General features: G+C 65.6%; 16 protein-coding genes. 8 read left to right on the forward strand and 8 right to left on the reverse strand.

Translation table 11 applies throughout. The annotated features are described in order from the left end of the window. Window positions 1-145 precede the first annotated feature (145 nt). The 3 genes from NY08_RS06120 to NY08_RS06130 all read left to right on the forward strand — a co-directional run bounded on the left by NY08_RS06120 (window position 146) and on the right by NY08_RS06130 (window position 2,023). Window positions 146-733 carry a peroxiredoxin gene (locus tag NY08_RS06120; RefSeq protein ID WP_032397906.1) on the forward strand — a complete coding sequence of 196 codons (588 nt, stop codon included), beginning with the start codon at window positions 146-148 and terminating at the stop codon, window positions 731-733. Window position 734: 1 nt separating this feature from the next. Further along, complete coding sequence (locus tag NY08_RS06125) at window positions 735-1,274, forward strand: carboxymuconolactone decarboxylase family protein (protein ID WP_032397905.1); 540 nt, start codon at window positions 735-737, stop codon at window positions 1,272-1,274. 77 nt (window positions 1,275-1,351) lie between these two features. Beyond that, window positions 1,352-2,023 (forward strand): PhzF family phenazine biosynthesis protein, encoded by a 672-nt coding sequence (locus NY08_RS06130; protein WP_045195428.1) that lies wholly within the window; start codon window positions 1,352-1,354, stop codon window positions 2,021-2,023. Here NY08_RS06130 and NY08_RS06135 read toward each other — a convergent pair. Beyond that, a complete protein-coding gene (locus NY08_RS06135; RefSeq protein WP_032397903.1) occupies window positions 2,013-2,657 on the reverse strand; it encodes a hypothetical protein in 645 nt (214 codons plus the stop codon). The genes NY08_RS06130 and NY08_RS06135 overlap by 11 nt on opposite strands. Before the next feature lie 38 nt (window positions 2,658-2,695). Here NY08_RS06135 and NY08_RS06140 point away from each other — a divergent pair, with 38 nt between their 5' ends. After that, on the forward strand, window positions 2,696-2,926 hold the full coding sequence (locus NY08_RS06140) for a hypothetical protein (RefSeq protein ID WP_032397902.1): 231 nt from the start codon (window positions 2,696-2,698) through the stop codon (window positions 2,924-2,926). On the opposite strand, the gene NY08_RS06145 is transcribed toward NY08_RS06140, so the two are convergent. Together NY08_RS06145 and NY08_RS06150 are read right to left on the reverse strand one after the other, a co-directional pair. Next, entirely contained in the window at window positions 2,910-4,160 is a 1,251-nt protein-coding gene (locus tag NY08_RS06145) for an aminotransferase family protein (RefSeq protein WP_045199825.1), read from the reverse strand. The genes NY08_RS06140 and NY08_RS06145 overlap by 17 nt on opposite strands. A gap of 14 nt (window positions 4,161-4,174) precedes the next feature. Then, window positions 4,175-4,837 carry a Pr6Pr family membrane protein gene (locus NY08_RS06150; protein ID WP_235387121.1) on the reverse strand — a complete coding sequence of 221 codons (663 nt, stop codon included), beginning with the start codon at window positions 4,835-4,837 and terminating at the stop codon, window positions 4,175-4,177. A gap of 68 nt (window positions 4,838-4,905) precedes the next feature. Between NY08_RS06150 and hrpA the strand changes: the two genes are divergently transcribed. Then, on the forward strand, window positions 4,906-8,802 hold the full coding sequence (gene hrpA / locus NY08_RS06155) for an ATP-dependent RNA helicase HrpA (protein WP_045195431.1): 3,897 nt from the start codon (window positions 4,906-4,908) through the stop codon (window positions 8,800-8,802). 12 nt (window positions 8,803-8,814) lie between these two features. Here the strand turns inward: hrpA and nrdR are convergent, their stop codons facing one another. Further along, window positions 8,815-9,279 (reverse strand): transcriptional regulator NrdR, encoded by a 465-nt coding sequence (nrdR, locus tag NY08_RS06160; RefSeq protein WP_008716872.1) that lies wholly within the window; start codon window positions 9,277-9,279, stop codon window positions 8,815-8,817. A 100-nt stretch (window positions 9,280-9,379) separates the two neighbouring features. Then, window positions 9,380-9,790 carry a hypothetical protein gene (locus NY08_RS06165; RefSeq protein WP_045195433.1) on the reverse strand — a complete coding sequence of 137 codons (411 nt, stop codon included), beginning with the start codon at window positions 9,788-9,790 and terminating at the stop codon, window positions 9,380-9,382. A gap of 384 nt (window positions 9,791-10,174) precedes the next feature. Between NY08_RS06165 and lexA the strand changes: the two genes are divergently transcribed. Continuing rightward, window positions 10,175-10,858 carry a transcriptional repressor LexA gene (gene lexA / locus NY08_RS06170; RefSeq protein WP_032398406.1) on the forward strand — a complete coding sequence of 228 codons (684 nt, stop codon included), beginning with the start codon at window positions 10,175-10,177 and terminating at the stop codon, window positions 10,856-10,858. Window positions 10,859-10,935: 77 nt separating this feature from the next. Here the strand turns inward: lexA and NY08_RS06175 are convergent, their stop codons facing one another. The 3 genes from NY08_RS06175 to ptsP form a co-directional block, all read right to left on the reverse strand. Further along, window positions 10,936-12,078 carry an acyl-CoA dehydrogenase family protein gene (locus NY08_RS06175; RefSeq protein WP_045195435.1) on the reverse strand — a complete coding sequence of 381 codons (1,143 nt, stop codon included), beginning with the start codon at window positions 12,076-12,078 and terminating at the stop codon, window positions 10,936-10,938. A 152-nt stretch (window positions 12,079-12,230) separates the two neighbouring features. After that, a complete protein-coding gene (locus NY08_RS06180) occupies window positions 12,231-13,502 on the reverse strand; it encodes a uracil-xanthine permease family protein (RefSeq protein WP_200893172.1) in 1,272 nt (423 codons plus the stop codon). Window positions 13,503-13,524: 22 nt separating this feature from the next. Further along, window positions 13,525-15,255 carry a phosphoenolpyruvate--protein phosphotransferase gene (gene ptsP, locus NY08_RS06185; RefSeq protein WP_235387122.1) on the reverse strand — a complete coding sequence of 577 codons (1,731 nt, stop codon included), beginning with the start codon at window positions 15,253-15,255 and terminating at the stop codon, window positions 13,525-13,527. 170 nt (window positions 15,256-15,425) lie between these two features. Between ptsP and NY08_RS06190 the strand changes: the two genes are divergently transcribed. Then, entirely contained in the window at window positions 15,426-16,193 is a 768-nt protein-coding gene (locus NY08_RS06190) for a DeoR/GlpR family DNA-binding transcription regulator (protein ID WP_032397896.1), read from the forward strand. Further along, window positions 16,190-17,200, forward strand: coding sequence for a 1-phosphofructokinase family hexose kinase (locus NY08_RS06195; RefSeq protein ID WP_032397895.1), 1,011 nt, complete (start codon window positions 16,190-16,192; stop codon window positions 17,198-17,200). The genes NY08_RS06190 and NY08_RS06195 overlap by 4 nt, the downstream gene beginning before the upstream one ends. Window positions 17,201-17,209: the final 9 nt, after the last annotated feature.

A 17,209-nucleotide genomic window follows, 5' to 3' on the forward strand; every position in this document is an offset into this window, starting at 1 on the left:
GTAGTGCCACTCATCACGTTTACCTTTGACCACACTTTTGGCACACTCGTACCGGTCGGCCGGGCTCGTACGGCTGCAGTCACGCCACCGACCCCGAACCGCTCACATACGGAACCGACGCGATCATTCGACACGAGGAGACCACATGGCACTGTTGACAATTGGCGACCAGTTCCCTTCATACAACCTGACCGCCGTCATCGGCGGCGACCTGTCCAAGGTGAACGCTCAGCAGCCCGACGATTACTTCACCACCGTCACCAGTGACGATCATGCAGGCAAGTGGCGCATCGTCTTCTTCTGGCCCAAGGACTTCACGTTCGTGTGCCCCACCGAGATCGCCGCGTTCGGCAAGCTGAACGAGGAGTTCGAGGACCGTGACGCACAGGTCCTCGGTGCGTCGGTGGACAACGAGTTCGTCCACTTCCAGTGGCGGGCACAGCACGACGAGCTCAAGACCCTCCCGTTCCCGATGCTGTCGGATCTCAAGCGTGAATTGGCTGCTGCCACGGGCGTTCTCAACGCCGATGGTGTCGCCGACCGCGCCACGTTCATCGTCGACCCCAACAACGAGATCCAGTTCGTCTCGGTCACGGCAGGCTCGGTGGGCCGCAACGTCGACGAGGTCCTTCGAGTCCTCGATGCCCTGCAGTCCGACGAGCTCTGCGCCTGCAACTGGAAGAAGGGTGATCCCACCATCGACGCAGGCGAACTGCTGACGGCGAGCGTCTGACATGACGATCGACAACCTCAAGAACGCCGTCCCCGAGTACGCCAAGGACCTCAAGCTCAATCTCGGTTCCATCGCCCGTTCCACGGTGCTCAGCGAGCAGCAGCTGTGGGGCACGCTGCTGTCGGTGGCGGCAGCGTCGAAGTCCGCGACGACGTTGAAGGAGATCGCCGAGGACGCTGCCGATTCACTGTCGGCCGAGGCGTACAACGCGGCACTCGGTGCCGCGTCGATCATGGGCATGAACAACGTCTTCTACCGAACCAAGGGATACCTCGGCGGCAAGTACGACGATCTGCGCGCCGGCCTGCGCATGAACATCATCGGCAACCCTGGCGTGGACAAGGCCGACTTCGAGCTGTGGTCGCTCGCGGTGTCGGCCGTCAACGGGTGCAACCACTGCCTGGAGGCACACGAGAAGACCCTGCGCGCCGAGGGCGTCGACCGCGAGAAGATCTTCGAGGCCATCCGTGCCGCGTCGATCGTCGCAGGTGTCGCGCAGGCGATCGAAACAGGGCGAATCCTCGACGGTGCCGCCGTCTGAGCGTCGTCTCGCACTGTTCACCGAACGAGGGATCCGCGGCCGCGGGTCCCTCGTTCGGCGTTCGGTACCATCCGGGCATGGCTACCGACGTCTCCGTCGTCCGAGTGTTCACCGATGCCGACGGCAGGTTCGGCAACCCCCTCGGCATCGTGGCCGCGGGCGACGTGGACGAGGCCGACAGGCAGCAGTTCGCCGCCGAGCTCGGCTTCAGCGAGACGGTGTTCGTCGATCGCACCGAGTCCGGTACGGCCTCGGCGACCATTCACACCCCCGCCGTGGAGCTACCCTTCGCCGGACATCCCACGGTCGGACTCTCGTGGTGGCTCCGCGAGCAGGGACATCCCGTCGACGTGCTCACCGTCCCTGCCGGACCGTTGAGCATCCGCTACGACGGCGAGCACACCTGGGTTCGCGCTCGCGCCGACTGGACTCCGCAGTTCACCTTCCATCGGGTTCACGATGCGGCCGAGGTGGCGGCAGCCGATCCGAGTGCGTACGACAGTGGGCACCACTACGTCTGGGCCTGGACCGACGAGGAACACGGCACGCTGCGATCGCGCATGTTCGCACCGATGATGGGTATCGCCGAGGACGAGGCGACCGGTGCTGCCGCCGTCCGGCTGACCGGTGAACTCGGCCGGAGCCTGAACATCGTGCAGGGAGCCGGATCGCGGTTGCGCACCACCATCGGCGACGGCTGGGTGGAACTGGGCGGACGCACCGCGGCGGACGCGTCGATCAGCGTGTGACGGGTACGTCCACTTCGATTTCCTCGCCGAGACGAACTCCGTCGGCCAGTGGCAGTCGGTCGCCGCTCCAGAACTTTCCCGGGTCGAACCAGTTGGCTTTCTTGTTGCCCGTGAGCAGACCCATCGCGTCGTAGGTCATGGCGACCACCTCGGCGCAGTAGGCGGTTTCGAGTGCCGCTCCCTCGCGTCGGTTGCGACGCAGTGCGGGGACTCGGCCCCGGAACCACCGACCGGCGAGCGCCGCAGTGGTCGGGAACGCGGTTCCGTCCATCCGGGCGATCGTGCGCAGCAGGGCGTCCTCCTGCGCAGTCGTCACGGACTCGTCCAATTGCCGCAGCCAACAACGCTGTTCGTACTTCGTGGCCCACTGGGTGACGGCCGCACGCAGATCGTGCAGCTGAACCCCGCGTTGGAAATTTCCGCTCCACATGTCCTGCAACGACTTTCCCAGCTCGGCGTGCCACATCAGCGGAGGCAGGTCGTCGATCACGACGGCCATTCCGACGTGGTTGACGGGACTGTTGGTCAGTGCCTGGATAGCGCGATCGGCATTCGACTGTCCGCGGAAGATCCAGATGTCGCCCGTTCTGGTTGCCTCGACTGCAGTATCGAGGCTGATTCGCGACGGATTCATGGTCCACACCCTAGATCTCGTGACGGTACGGTGGCCGGATGAACGTGTGGAAGGCCCTCGGTCTCGCCGGGATGGTCGGTGTCGCGGCCACCGGGGCGTTGGTGGTCCGATCCGAACGCAAGCGTCGCGCATACGCGCCCGAGGAAGTACGAGATCGGCTGCACCGGCGCTTCGCCGCCGTCCCCGACGAGCCGCAGCCCGCAGCTGCTGCCCCGCGCTCACGCGGACAGCAGCTGCGCAGCAGGCTCCGGTTCAGCCGAGCGCGCTGAGGATACGCGCGGCCAGCTCTTCGATCTCGGCATTCGTCATGACGAATGCCGGCGAGATCTGCATCGCACCCTGACCGGCCGCGCGACTGGACACACCGTGCGCTCGAAGCGTCTTGACGAAGGGCAATGCCTCGGCCGGGTCGGCGAGCTGCACGGCGGCAACCGCACCGATTCCGCTCCGGATCTCCGAGACCCTCTCGTGTGCGGCCAACGGCGCGAGGTGGGTGTGCAACGCCGCCTCGATGCGCTTCGAGTGTGACAGCAGTTCCTCGCGCTCGATGATGTCGAGGTTGGCCATCGCGGCCGCGGCCGCTCCGGCATGGCCACCGTAGGTGTACCCGTGCCGCCACCACACGCCGCCCGCGAAGAACGGCTCGGCGATCGTCGGGGCGATGAACACCGCACCCATCGGTACGTATCCGGACGTGAGCCCCTTGGCGGTGGTCATCAGATCCGGTTCGAGCTCGAATCGAGTGGAGGCGAACCAACTGCCGCCGATACGGCCGAATCCGGTGACGACCTCGTCCGCGACGAACAGTACGTCGTTGTCGCGGCAGATCTGCCGCACCTCGCGCAGGTAGCCCTCCGGTGGGAGGTAGATGCCGCCGGCACCGATCACGGGCTCGCAGAAGAATGCGGCCACGTTCTCGGCACCGACCTCCTCGATCAGTGCCAGCAGCGACTTCGCGTCGTCCCACGCCACCGTTCGGGCGTCGGACATGAGCTCGCCGTAGTGCTCCTTGTTCACCGGAATGCCGGCCAGCGCTGTTCCCGCGACGTGCATCCCGTGGTAGGCCTTCTGCCGGCCGACGATCAGTGTCTTGCTCGGTCGACCCATTTCGACCCAGTAGCGCCGCGCGAGTTTCGCGGCGGTGTCGATGGAGTCCGAGCCACCCGAGGTGAAGAAGATCTTGCTGCCCGGTACCGGGGCGATCGCCGCGAGACGATCGGCGAGTGCCAGTGTGGTCTCGGGTACGAAGTCACCGAAGTTCGAGTAGTGGGCGATCGAGCTCAACTGCGTCGCAACGGCGTCGGCGATCTCCCGACGGCCGTGGCCGACGTTGGTGAACCACAGGCCGGCGGTGGCGTCGAGGTATTCGGTACCCGCGTGGTCGTAGATGTAGGCACCTTCACCGCGGGAGACGACGAACGGGCCGCTGGACGTGACGGCTCCCATGTCGGCGAAACCGTGCCAGAGCGCGGAAGAGTGTGTGGTTCCGGTGGCAGAAGACATGCGGTACACAGTAGTCACGTGGTCCCGGCCGAGCCCGATCCGTACCTCCACCGTCCGGCGATCCGCCCGAGTGCACCGACCGCGAGAGCCATCAACGCGAAGGCGACGGTGAGAACGAGCAGGCCGATGGCGAGCGCGAGGTAGCCCTGGACGCGTGGGTCGAGGAACGGATAGGGATACCAGTCGACAACGGGCCCACGGACGAGGGTGTAGATCCCGTAGAGAAGTGGAAACAGCAGCCATGTCAGGCTGCGCGATTCCGAGATCTGCCGTCGCGGTGGCGTGAGGATCCAGTCGATCAGCAGGACGACGGGCATGATGCGGTGCACCACGTTGTTCGTCCATGGATCCGCCACGCCCACATCGATGTTGGCGAGCAGTACTGCGTAGATGATCCCGGTGATGACCATGTAGAGGGTGACGGCACCCCGAACGAGCTGCCAGTGCGCTGCGCGTGGATCGACGACGCCGCCGACCAGCAGCACCAGCACCGTCAGCACGTTGCTCATGACGGTGAAGTAGCTGAAGTAGTTGGCCAGCGAGAACGTCGTGGAGGCGAGACCGTCCAGGACGATCGAGATCAGTGCCGAGGCGGTGAGCGCCGCGAACAGTACGCGCAAAGTCCTGATCGTTACGGGAGTGCGCGGCTGGACCATCACATCCTGCGAGATGCTCATGTGGCGATCCTGGCACAGTCACGACCTGCATTCGGTGGCACTGCCGAAACCGATATCCTGGGTGAAGTATGTCTACCTCGAACCCGTCCGTTCAGCGTCGCGCTCTCGCCACACGTCTGGCCCAGGTCACCATCCGCGACGAGAACCGGCTGCGGCGGCGATTGGACAAGGCGCGTACCGACGACGCGTTCGCCGCACTCGACCGCGACATCACCCGCGCCGAGACCGTGGTCGCCAACCGCCGGGCTGCGGTGCCCAAGCTCGAATTTCCCGAGTCACTTCCGGTCAGTCTTCGCAAGGACGACATTGCCGCGGCCATCGCCGAGCACCAGGTGGTGATCGTCGCCGGCGAGACCGGCTCCGGCAAGACCACTCAGATCCCCAAGATCTGCCTCGAACTGGGGCGCGGGATCCGGGGCTCGATCGGTCACACACAGCCCCGTCGACTCGCCGCTCGCACCGTCGCCGAACGCATCGCCGAGGAGGTGGGTGAACCACTGGGTGAATCCATCGGCTACAAGGTGAGATTCACCGATCAGTCCTCGGATGCGACCCTCGTCAAGCTGATGACCGACGGCATCCTGCTGGCGGAGATCCAGCGAGACAGGCTGCTCCGCCAGTACGACACCCTGATCATCGACGAGGCCCACGAGCGCAGCCTCAACATCGATTTCATCCTGGGCTACCTCGCGCAGCTCCTCCCCCGCCGACCCGACCTGAAGATCGTCATCACCTCGGCGACGATCGATCCCGAGCGTTTCGCTCGGCACTTCGCGCGCGACGGCGTGCCCGCGCCGATCATCGAGGTCTCCGGCCGCACGTTCCCGGTCGAGATGCGCTACCGGCCACTGACCGTCGACGCCGGGGACACCACGATCGATCTCGACCCCGTCGACGCGACGTGCCAGGCCGTCGACGAGTTGATGGCCGAGGGCGACGGTGACATTCTGGTGTTCCTGTCCGGTGAGCGCGAGATTCGCGACACCGCCGACGCCTTGAACGACCGAAATCTGCGCAACACCGAGATCGTTCCACTCTATGCGAGACTATCTGCGGCCGAACAACATCGAGTGTTCTCCCCGCACTCGGGCAGGCGCGTGGTGCTCTCGACGAACGTTGCGGAAACATCGCTGACGGTCCCCGGAATCCGCTACGTGGTCGACCCGGGTACCGCCCGAATCTCGCGATACTCGTTGCGTACCAAGGTTCAACGCCTTCCCATCGAGCCGATCTCCCAGGCATCGGCGCGGCAGCGGGCCGGCCGCTGCGGCCGCGTCGCCGACGGCATCTGCATCCGGCTGTACTCGGAAGAAGATTTCGAGTCACGTCCGCAGTTCACCGAGCCGGAGATTCTGCGTACCAACCTGGCGTCGGTGATCCTTCAGATGACCGCACTCGGGCTGGGCAAGATCGACGCGTTCCCGTTCGTCGAACCACCCGATCCGCGGAGCATCCGAGACGGAATCGGACTGCTCGAAGAGCTCGGGGCACTGAAGCCTGCCACCAAGGACGGCACCGCGGAGCTCACCCCCATCGGCCGGGAACTCTCGGCGCTTCCGGTCGATCCACGGATGGCGCGAATGCTGGTCGAGGCCAACGGCAACGGATCTCTCCGCGATGCGTTGGTGGTCGTTGCCGCGCTGTCGATCCAGGACGTTCGGGAGCGGCCGGCAGAGCATCAGCAGGCGGCGGACGAGAAGCATGCGCGCTTCGCGGTGGAGAACTCCGACTTCCTCGCGTACGTGAAGCTGTGGACCTATTTGCGCGAACAGCGGAACGAGTTGTCCTCCAACCAGTTCCGCCGTATGTGCCGCACCGAGTTCCTGCACTACCTACGTATTCGCGAGTGGCAGGATTTGCACGGTCAGCTACGTCAGATCACCCGTGGCCTCGGGTGGACGGTTCCCGACGCCGACTCCACCGAGACCGCGCTGCATCAGTCGCTGCTGTCCGGACTGCTCTCGCACATCGGGCTCCGGGAGGGTGACAAGCGTGAGTTCCTCGGCGCGCGTGGGGCTCACTTCGCGATCTTCCCCGGGTCGGGTCTGTTCAAGAAGCCCCCGCGCTGGGTCATGGCCGCCGAATTGGTCGAGACCGGACGCCTGTGGGGCCGGATGGCTGCGCGCATCGAGCCCGAGTGGGCCGAGCGGTTGGCGCCGCACCTGGTCAAGCGGACGTACTCGGAGCCGCACTGGTCCATCAAACGGGAATCGGCGATGGCCTACGAACGGGTGACGCTCTACGGCATTCCGTTGGTGACGCAACGTCCGGTGAACTATCACCGCATCGACGCCGAGGCGTCTCGAGAGCTGTTCATCAGACATGCGCTGGTGGAGGGTGAATGGAAGACCCAGCACGCGTTCTTCCACAAGAACCGGGCGCTGCTCGACGACGTCGGTGAACTAGAACATCGCGCTCGGCGACGAGACATCGTGGTCGACGACGACGCTCTCTTCGACTTCTACGACGCACGTATCGCCCCGGAGGCGGTGTCGGCGCGACACTTCGACACCTGGTGGAAGAAGGCACGCAGACAGGACCCGCACCTACTCGACTTCACCACCGCCACCGTCGTCAACTCCGACGCGGCCTCGGTACTGACCGGCGCGTATCCCGACGCATGGCGACAGGGCGAGATCCAGTTCCCACTGACGTATCAGTTCGAGCCGGGCACCGCGGCCGACGGAGTCACCGCGCGCATTCCGATCGCGCTGCTCGCTCAGGTACAGCCGGTGGGATTCGACTGGCTGGTCCCGGGAATGCGCGGCGAGCTGGTCACCGCATTGATAAAGACGCTGCCGAAGGCACTGCGGCGCAACGTGGTTCCGGCTCCCGACTTCGCGGCCGCGGCGTTGGCGGCCATGAAGCCGCGCGCGGAAACTCTGGTGACGGCGCTGGCCCGTGAGTTGTCCCGGGCTGCCCGGTGCGACATCACGGCGAAGGATTTCGACCCCGCCGCGTTGCCCGAGCATCTGAAGATGACGTTCGCGGCCGTCGACCCGTCCGGAAAGGTGCTGGGCAGCAACAAGGATCTGACTGCTCTTCGGACGAGCCTGTCGGGTGAGGTCGGCCGTCAGGTGGCGAGCGCGGTCGGCGACGCGGAGCGCGCACCCTCTCTGGCCTGGACCTCCGGCACGCTCGGTCGGTTGGAGCCGACGGTGACTCGGCAGGTCGGTGGACAGAAGGTCACCGGCTATCCGGCGCTGGTTCCGGAAGGACCCGGCGTCGCGGTGCGGGTCCTCAGCACCCCCGCCGAGGCGCGGGCGGCAATGCGCTCGGGAACCAGAACTTTGCTTCTGTCGACGGCTCCGAAGGGCACCAAGGCATTGCTGGCCGGCCTACCGACCGCGGAACGTCTTGCACTGGGCCAGAATCCGTACGGTGGAGTCGACGCACTCCTCGAGGAGTGCCGAGTACTTGCGGTCGAAGAGGCCATGGATGCGCACGGAGGACCGGTCCGGGATCCGGATGCCTTCGAGAAACTGAGGGCACTCGTCAACGCCGAGGTTCCGCAGCGCACCGCTGCGATACTGGCGTTGGTTCGCCCGGTGTTGACCGCCGCCCTGGCGCTGTCCGCGCAACTTCAGTCCTCCTCGGGCGAGCCGGCGGACGATGTTCGGGAACAGTTCGACGGCTTGATCTTTCGAGGGTTCGTCACCGAATTCGGCTCTCGCAGACTCGCAGACCTGCCGCGCTACCTCGCCGCGGCGACCAAGCGGTTGACGACGCTGCCGAGCAGTGCAGGCCGGGACGCGGCTGCGATGGACGTGCTCGATCGGGTGTACGCCTCGTACGGGCGACTGTTGGATTCGCTGCCGGAGAGCAGAAAGAACAGTTCCGGGGTTCAGGAACTATTCTGGATGATCGAGGAGTTGCGCGTCGGACTGTTCGCGCAGGGCATTCGCACGGCGTACCCGGTGTCGGAGAAGCGCATCGAGAAGGCGATCTCGGACCAGCGTCGCTGATGGGCGGGCCTGTCAGTCGATGTCTGCGGACTCGCGGTGCTTGCGCAGTTCGTGGATTTCCTTCTCGAAGTCTTCTGCCGAGCTGAACGAGCGGTAGACGGAAGCGAAGCGCAGGTAGGCCACTTCGTCCAGGTCGCGGAGTGGACCGAGGATGGCCAAGCCCACTTCGTTGCTGGGGATCTCCGCGGATCCCGCTGCACGGATGGCGTCCTCGACCTGTTGTGCCAGTAGGTTCAGCGCGTCGTTGTCGACATCTCTGCCCTGGCAGGCGCGACGGACTCCCTTGACGACCTTCTCTCGGCTGAACGGCTCGGTGACACCACTGCGTTTCACGACGGCCAGCACTGCGGCCTCGACGGTGGTGAATCGGCGACCGCACTCCGGGCAGGAGCGACGACGCCGGATTGCTTGCCCCTCGTCCATCTCACGCGAGTCGACCACGCGTGAGTCGGGATGCCTGCAGAACGGGCAATGCATGAGGGATCCTCCGTCGTAGCCGATGCTCCGACGACGAGCACGCACATCGGGGCAGTCTGTCGAGGATACTCAGTCTCCTCGAACCCGACGGTGCCGGTGGTCATCTGCCGGGCGTGTACTCGACGACAGCTCCGTCGTGCACCTCGACCACACCCGCCGGTTGCGCGCCGGCATCGGGGGCGACGGCCCGCAGGTTCGCGATGCCGATCAGCCCGCCCGCCACCACCAGGACCGCCAACACCGTCAGCACGATCGAACGCATCCGAACCGGCTGGCCGGCGAAGTGCGCCGAGGTCGCGTCGAACTCGCGATCGGCCTGCTCGCGATCGGTGACGTCGGTCCACGACGGATCGAGGACCGGGAGGCACGGTGAATTCTGTGTACGGGTTCCCGTGACACCGTGCGTTCCGATGGGACTCTGCAGAACGGGACGCGCCCGGCGGCGGCGCTCGACGGCAGTGGATCGGGCGCGGACACCGGTGGCGGTGGGGCGATCGGTGATGATGGTCATCGGAACCTCGACTTCGCTCGTTGGATCGATTGTTCGATCAGGCGTTCGATGGACGCTTGTTCGAAGTTCTATCACGAGCCTCCGACAAAGTCTGCAGAAAACGCGACACGAGTCGAACAGATGTTTGATTCAACAGCTGATACACGCTAGATTCGTGTCAGAAACCACACGCCACACGAGTCGACACCATCAACTCCAGTCCGCGCAGACCTACCACGCAGACCGGATCCAGGACACCAGCAGGAGGCCGACAGCATGAAGGACGAGACCTCGACGAGGTCGACCACGCTTTCCACGACCACCGGTTCCAAGGCGACCGGAGCCAGGGCCACCGCACCGAAGGCCGCAGCGGGTAAGCCTGCCGCGGAACCGACATCCAAGGCCATGGAAGTCGGCACCGACATCAGCGCGGGTCTGACCGAGCGGCAACGGAAGGTACTCGAGGTCATTCGAGCTTCGGTGACCGAGCGCGGTTACCCGCCGAGCATTCGAGAGATCGGTGACGCGGTCGGCCTGACATCGACCTCCTCCGTCGCTCACCAGCTCCGTACGCTCGAACGCAAGGGTTTCCTCCGGCGCGACGCCAACCGGCCCCGCGCGGTCGACGTCCGCGGTCTCGACGAGGTGCAGGCCGATCAGGCAGCCGCCGCGGTCGACGGATCGCAGGCGTCCGAGGAGCAGGATCGGCTGCCTACCCCGACGTTCGTGCCGGTACTGGGCCGGATCGCTGCAGGCGGTCCGATTCTGGCCGAGGAAGCCGTCGAGGACGTCTTCCCGCTCCCCCGCGAGCTGGTCGGACAGGGTTCGCTGTTCCTGCTCAAGGTGGTCGGTGAATCGATGATCGATGCGGCCATCTGCGACGGTGACTGGGTGGTGGTTCGTCAGCAGTCCGTGGCCGACAACGGCGACATCGTCGCTGCGATGATCGACGGCGAGGCCACCGTCAAGACGTTCAAGCGGTCCAAGGGCGAGGTGTGGCTGCTGCCGCACAACCCGCTGTTCGAGCCGATCCCGGGCAACAACGCCGCGATCCTCGGCAAGGTCGTCACCGTGATGCGCAAGCTGTAGGGATCGTCACCGAGGTGACACGCGAAGGGCCGCAGCACAGGAGTGCTGCGGCCCTTCGCGTGTCTCGGATCAGCGGATCACAGATTCAATCCGCGGCCGATGATCTCCTTCATGATCTCGGTGGTGCCGCCGTAGATGGTCTGTACACGGGAATCCATGTACGCCTTGGCGATCGGGTATTCCTTCATGTAGCCGTAGCCGCCGTGCAGCTGCAGGCACCGGTCGATCAGTTTGACCTGATTCTCGGTGGTCCACCACTTCGCCATGGCGGCTTCTTGCACAGTCAACTTGTCTGCGTTGAGCAGCTCGATGAACTTGTCCACCATGATGCGGGTGGCGGTGGTTTCGGTGGCCAGTTCCGCCAACACGAAGCGCGTGTTCTGGAACTTGCCGATCGACTTTCCGAAGGCCTTGCGGTCGCGGCAGTACTGGATCGTCATGTCCAGTGCCGATTCCATTGCCGCGGCGGCGACGACAGCGATCGAGAGTCGCTCCTGCGGCAAGTTCTGCATCAGGTAGATGAAGCCCATGCCCTCGTCGCCGAGCAGGTTGGCGGCGGGCACACGAACGTCGGTGAAGCTGAGTTCGGCGGTGTCCTGGGCCTTCATGCCGATCTTGTCGAGGTTGCGGCCGCGTTCGAATCCGGGCATGTCACGTTCGACGACCAGCAGACTGAAGCCCTGTGCGCCCTTCTCGGGGTCGGTGCAGGCCACGACGATCACCAGATCGGCGTTGATTCCGTTGGTGATGAACGTCTTCGAGCCGTTGAGCACCCAGTCGTCGCCGTCACGTACCGCCTTGGTCTTGATGCCCTGCAGGTCGCTTCCGGTTCCCGGCTCGGTCATCGCGATCGCGGTGATCAGTTCGCCGGAGCAGAATCCGGGAAGCCAGCGCGCCTTCTGCTCGTCGTTCGCGAGATCGATCAGGTACGGCGCGACGACGTCGTTGTGCAGGGTGAAACCGATACCGCTGTATCCGCCACGGGTGGTTTCCTCGGTGACGATGGCGTTGTAGCGGAAGTCCTTGACTCCGCCGCCGCCGAATTCCTCGGGCGCTGCCGTTCCGAGGAAGCCCTGCTTACCGGCCTCGACCCAGACGTCGCGATCGACGATGTTCTGCTCTTCCCACTTCGCGTGGTTCGGCGCTACGTGCTGATCGAGAAATTTCCGGTACGACTCCCGGAACAGCTCGTGCTCGGGCTCGAAAAGTGTGCGTTCCACGAATGTCTCCTTGTTCGGTGCATACCGGCAGCGACCACGCGAAATCTCTACGAATCTCGATCGCCGGTACGACTGACGTCACAGGGAAACACTACGTCCGCGGCGTCGGGGTGGTCGATGACCAAAACGCGCGCGATCCGTGACCGACCCCGCTAACGACCTCGGGTGCCTGCACTCCTGGCGAGCGCCGAGACGATCGGGTACCCCAGCAGGATGCCCACCGAACCCCAGGCGATACCGCCGAGTTCGACCGATCCGACGGACAGTGTCAGGTCACCGATTCCGGCGACCAGCGCCGCCGCAACGACGATGAGATTGACCGGGTCGGTGAAGTCGACCTTCGCGTCGGTCCAGATGCGTACGCCGAGAAGCCCGATCAGGCCGTACAGCACCAGAGTTGCGCCGCCGATGACTCCGTCGGGGACGGTGAAGATCAGCGCACCGAACTTGGGCGAGAACGCGAGCACCATCGCCGTGATCGATGCGACCCAATACGCCGCGGTCGAGTACACGCGGGTGGCAGCCATGACACCGATGTTCTCCGCGTAGGTGGTGGTTCCCGAACCGCCGCCTGCTCCGGCGAGTGTGGTCGCCAGCCCGTCGGCGATCAATGCGTCACCGGCCACGTCGTCGAGGTTCTTGCCGGTCATCGCGGCGACGGCTTTGACGTGTCCCACGTTCTCGGCGACGAGGACGATCACCACCGGCAGCGCCACGAGGATCACCGACAGCTCGAAGGACGGACCGCGAAACTCGGGCAGACCGATCCAGCTCGCCGCGCTCAGTGCGTCGAGGCGTGGTTGCGCGATGCCCCCGGTGACGGCGGCGAACACCCAACCCACGACGACACCGAGCAGAATTCCGAGTCGCCCGATCAAGCCGGGTCCGAGCGCCGTCGCCAGCAGAATCGCGATCAGGGTGACGGCTGCGATCAGCGGCTGTGCCTCGAACGACGTGGTGGCGGCCGGTGCCAAGTTCAGCCCGATGAGCACGACGACGGCACCGGTCACGACGGGCGGCATGGCCGCGTCGAGTACCCGTTGGCCCGCGAACTTCACCACGAAGCCGACGGCGGCCAGTACGAGGCCGACACACAGGACCGCTCCGAGTTGGGCGGCGGGTCCGTTCGCTTGGGTGGCACCGAGCGGAGCCAGGAAAGCGAAGGACGAACCCAGGTAGCTGGGAACGCGCCCTCCAGTGATGACGAGGAACAGTGCCGTTCCTATGCCCGAGAACAGCAGCGTCGTCGATACCGGAAATCCGGTGATCGTCGGAACCAGCAGTGTCGCACCGAACATCGCGACGACGTGCTGCATTCCGATACCGATGGTGCGTGGCCACGTCAATCGTTCGTCGGGTGAGACCACCGCCCCGGCCTCGACGGTCTTTCCGTTTCCGTGCAGCGTCCAACCCAGAGTTCTCATGATGGAAGGCAACACTATTGGATCAGCCGAGGATCGCGCTCACTGCCTCGCGCGCGGCGGCGGTGCTGTCCGTTTTCAGGGCTGCGGCGGCCGCTTCCTTGCACTGATCGAGCGTGACCGTCGCCAGTTTCGAACCCACGTGCGCGACGGCAGCCGATGCAGCGGACAGAGAGGTGATGCCGAGGCCGACCAACACACAGGCCAGGAGCGGATCGGCAGCGGCCTCGCCGCAGACCCCGACCGGCTTGCCTGCCTTGGCTCCCGCGGCAGCGGTGTGGGCGACCAGTGCCAGTACCGCCGGCTGCCACGGATCGGTCAGGCCGGCGAGCTGAGCGGACATACGGTCGGCGGCCATCGTGTACTGCGCCAGGTCGTTGGTGCCGATCGACAGGAAATCGACGTGCTCGAGGATGTGCTCGGCGAGCAGCGCGGCTGCGGGTACCTCGATCATGACGCCGGGGGTGAGTCCTCGTTCACGGACGTCGGCGGCGAAATCCTTCGCCTCCAACGCGGTTGCGATCATCGGAGCCATCACCCACGGGGAGGAGTCGGTCGCCTTCGCGGCTGCCGCGATGCCGTCGAGCTGGCGGTACAGAATCCCGCGGTCGGCCTCGGCGATGCGGATTCCGCGAATGCCGAGGGCCGGGTTTGCCTCGTCGGGATGCGTGGCGAACCGAAGCGGCTTGTCCGAGCCTGCGTCGAGAGTCCGCACGACGACCTTCTTGCCCGCGAACGCGTCGAGTACCTGGGCGTAGATCTCGGCCTGCTCGTCGACGGTGGGTTCGGAATCACGGTCGAGGAAGCACAATTCGGTACGGAACAGTCCGACGCCGTCCGCTGCACTGGATCGCGCCGCGCGAGCACCGGCACCGTCCTGGACGTTGGCGAGAATGTCGACCGCGTGGCCGTCGGCGGTGGTACCGGGACCGACCCACTGGGACACCCGGTCGAGCTCGTCGCGGGCGGAGACGACGGCGGCGCGGGCCGTCTCGGCATCGGGTTCGAGTTCGATCCGGCCGCTGGTGCCGTCCACCGATGCGTTCGTACCCGCGGCGATGTCGTCGAGGCCTGCCACGGCGACGATGCACGGAATGCCCAACTGACGCGCGATGATCGCGGTGTGGCTGGTCGGACCGCCCAGCGAGGTGGCCAGACCCACGATCAGCGCGGGGTCGAGGCCGGCGGTGTCGGCGGGTGCCAGGTCGTCGGCGAACAGCACGGACGGTTCGTCCGGCACCGGAACACCGGGCTCCGGAACGCCGAGGATCTCGGCGATGACGCGATCACGGATGTCGCGCAGGTCGGTCACGCGCTCTGCCATCAGTCCGCCGAGCTGGGTGAACATCGCGGCGAACTTGTCCGTCGCCGCCGCTGTCGCGGTGACGGCCGAACTGCCCTTGGCGATCGAGGAGCGCGCGGCTCCCAGCCAGCCGCGGTCCGTTGCCATCGCGGCGTTGGCCGACAGGACTTCCGAGGCAGCTCCGGTCGCCAGCTCCGCGCGACCGCGCAGTCGAGCGGCGACGGCGTTCGCTGCGGCGTCGAAGACGTCCTTCTCGGCATCTCGATCCGCCTCGGCCACCTCGCCGGTATCGGCAGGGATGGCGGGACGGGCACCGGGGCGGATCACGCGGCCGTATCCCACGCCGGGCACGACAGGCGTGCCGTGCAGCGTGGTCTGCGCTGCTCCGGTTCCGGCTGCATCGACTGTCGTGTCGCTGTGTCCGGTCGAAGCGGTGCTAACCGATCCCGTCATGTGGTCCTCCTCGGATCCTGCGTGAACAAAGGTCTTCGTACTGTCCGGCGAGCTGTGGTGGGGGCCATCAGTCGCTTGTGTTGTGACCGAGATTACTCCAAACCCTTGACATGTCAACACACACGGGCGTAAAACAACATAAAGCAACATCAACGAGGAAGGAGACGCAGGTGTACGCAGAAGAACGACAGCACTCCATAGCCGAACTCATCAGCACCCAGGGCCGCGTCTCCGTCAACGATCTCTCCGCCACCTACGGCGTCACAACGGAAACCGTGCGCCGCGACCTCGCCACCCTCGATCGAATGGGTGTCGTGCGCCGCGTCCACGGTGGCGCAGTGCCCGCATCGGCCCTGACCACACTCGAACCGGGCGTCTCGGAACGAGAGTTCACCCGGGCCGATCAGAAGGACGCGATCGCGGCCGCCGCCCTGTCCTTCCTCCCTCCCGTCGGAGGCAGCGCCGTGTTCGATGCCGGCACCACAACCGGTCGACTTGCCGGTTTGCTTCCTCACGATCGCGAACTGACGTTGGTGACCAACTCGGTCCCGATCGCCGCGCGCGCCGCAACGATGTCGAATGTCAACCTTCGACTACTCGGCGGGCGGGTACGCGGGACCACCCAGGCGGCAGTCGGCGACGAAGCGCTGAGTGCCCTCGAATGGCTCCGGGTGGACGTCGCGTTCATCGGCACAAATGCCATCAGCGTCGGGCACGGACTGTCCACTCCCGACAGCGACGAGGCAGCCGTCAAGCGTGCCATGGTCGAGGCAGCCAATCATGTCGTGGTGCTGGCGGATTCGTCGAAGATCGGCCGCGAGCATCTGGTCAGCTTCGCCCGAGTGGGCTCCATCGATGTCATCGTCACCGATAGCGACATCTCGATCAATGACCGAAAGAATCTCAGCGACAAAGGAATCGAGGTGGTGATCGCATGATGGTCACACTCACGGCCAACCCGAGCATGGACCGGACGGTCACACTCGACACGCCGCTCGTCCGTGGCGGCGTCCACCGGGCATCGACGTCGGCCATCGACCCAGGAGGCAAGGGCGTCAACGTCGCTCGCGTTCTCGGCGGATCGGGAGTCGGGGCGTTGGCAGTTCTCCCGGCCAACGTCGGAGACCCCCTGCTCGACGCGATGGCCGCGAAGGGAGTGCGGTATTCCGCGGTTCCGACGTCGGGTCCGGCGCGGACCAACATCACGGTGAGCGAAGTCGGTGGCACCACCACCAAGATCAACGAGCCCGGTGCCACGGTGTCGGAGCGGACCCGTGCTGAGCTGCGGGAGCGGATCCTCGCTCTCGCAGTCGATGCCGAATGGGTGGTTCTCTCCGGTTCGCTCCCGCCGGGCCTCCCCGTCGACTGGTATGCCGAGCTCGTCACTGCCCTGCGTGCCACGTCGGCGAAAGTCGCGGTGGACACCTCCGACGAGCCACTGCTCGCTCTCGCCGCTGCCTTCCCGGAGTCGGCACCCGATCTGATCAAACCCAATTCCGAGGAACTCGCCCAACTCACCGGGTACGATTCCGAAGAGCTGGAAAGCGCAGCGGCGCAGGGTGATCCGACGGCTGCCATCGCAGCCAGCACGATCCTTCTCGGCCGAGGCGTCGGCGCGGTACTTGCCACTCTCGGCAGTGCCGGAGCCGTACTGGTCACCGAGGACGGTTCCTGGTACGCCAGCCCGCCCCCGATCACCGCGGTCAGCACGGTCGGCGCAGGCGATTCCTCGCTCGCCGGCTACATCCTCGCCGACGCCGAGAACTGTTCCGACGCAGACAAACTCCGCCGCGCCGTCGCCTACGGAACGGCAGCGACCGCGCTTCCAGGCACCACGCTTCCCCTGCCCGAGCAGACCCACCCGAATTCGGTGACGGTCCGTGCGCTCGACATCCCCACCTCCGTCACTCCGTCCACGCTCTCCCCTTCTTCGAACCGTCTCTAGGAGCCTGCA

The organism is Rhodococcus sp. B7740 (assembly GCF_000954115.1).
Taxonomy (GTDB): Bacteria; Actinomycetota; Actinomycetes; order Mycobacteriales; family Mycobacteriaceae; genus Rhodococcoides.

Bases quoted from the DNA above. Each gene is read 5' to 3' on its own strand.
- NY08_RS06120 (WP_032397906.1), top strand. From the start codon at position 146: ATGGCACTGTTGACAATTGGCGACCAGTTCCCTTCATACAACCTGACC.
- NY08_RS06125 (WP_032397905.1), top strand. From the start codon at position 735: ATGACGATCGACAACCTCAAGAACGCCGTCCCCGAGTACGCCAAGGAC.
- NY08_RS06130 (WP_045195428.1), top strand. From the start codon at position 1,352: ATGGCTACCGACGTCTCCGTCGTCCGAGTGTTCACCGATGCCGACGGC.
- NY08_RS06135 (WP_032397903.1), bottom strand. From the start codon at position 2,657: ATGAATCCGTCGCGAATCAGCCTCGATACTGCAGTCGAGGCAACCAGA.
- NY08_RS06140 (WP_032397902.1), top strand. From the start codon at position 2,696: ATGAACGTGTGGAAGGCCCTCGGTCTCGCCGGGATGGTCGGTGTCGCG.
- NY08_RS06145 (WP_045199825.1), bottom strand. From the start codon at position 4,160: ATGTCTTCTGCCACCGGAACCACACACTCTTCCGCGCTCTGGCACGGT.
- NY08_RS06150 (WP_235387121.1), bottom strand. From the start codon at position 4,837: ATGAGCATCTCGCAGGATGTGATGGTCCAGCCGCGCACTCCCGTAACG.
- hrpA (WP_045195431.1), top strand. From the start codon at position 4,906: ATGTCTACCTCGAACCCGTCCGTTCAGCGTCGCGCTCTCGCCACACGT.
- nrdR (WP_008716872.1), bottom strand. From the start codon at position 9,279: ATGCATTGCCCGTTCTGCAGGCATCCCGACTCACGCGTGGTCGACTCG.
- NY08_RS06165 (WP_045195433.1), bottom strand. From the start codon at position 9,790: ATGACCATCATCACCGATCGCCCCACCGCCACCGGTGTCCGCGCCCGA.
- lexA (WP_032398406.1), top strand. From the start codon at position 10,175: ATGGAAGTCGGCACCGACATCAGCGCGGGTCTGACCGAGCGGCAACGG.
- NY08_RS06180 (WP_200893172.1), bottom strand. From the start codon at position 13,502: ATGAGAACTCTGGGTTGGACGCTGCACGGAAACGGAAAGACCGTCGAG.
- ptsP (WP_235387122.1), bottom strand. From the start codon at position 15,255: ATGACGGGATCGGTTAGCACCGCTTCGACCGGACACAGCGACACGACA.
- NY08_RS06195 (WP_032397895.1), top strand. From the start codon at position 16,190: ATGATGGTCACACTCACGGCCAACCCGAGCATGGACCGGACGGTCACA.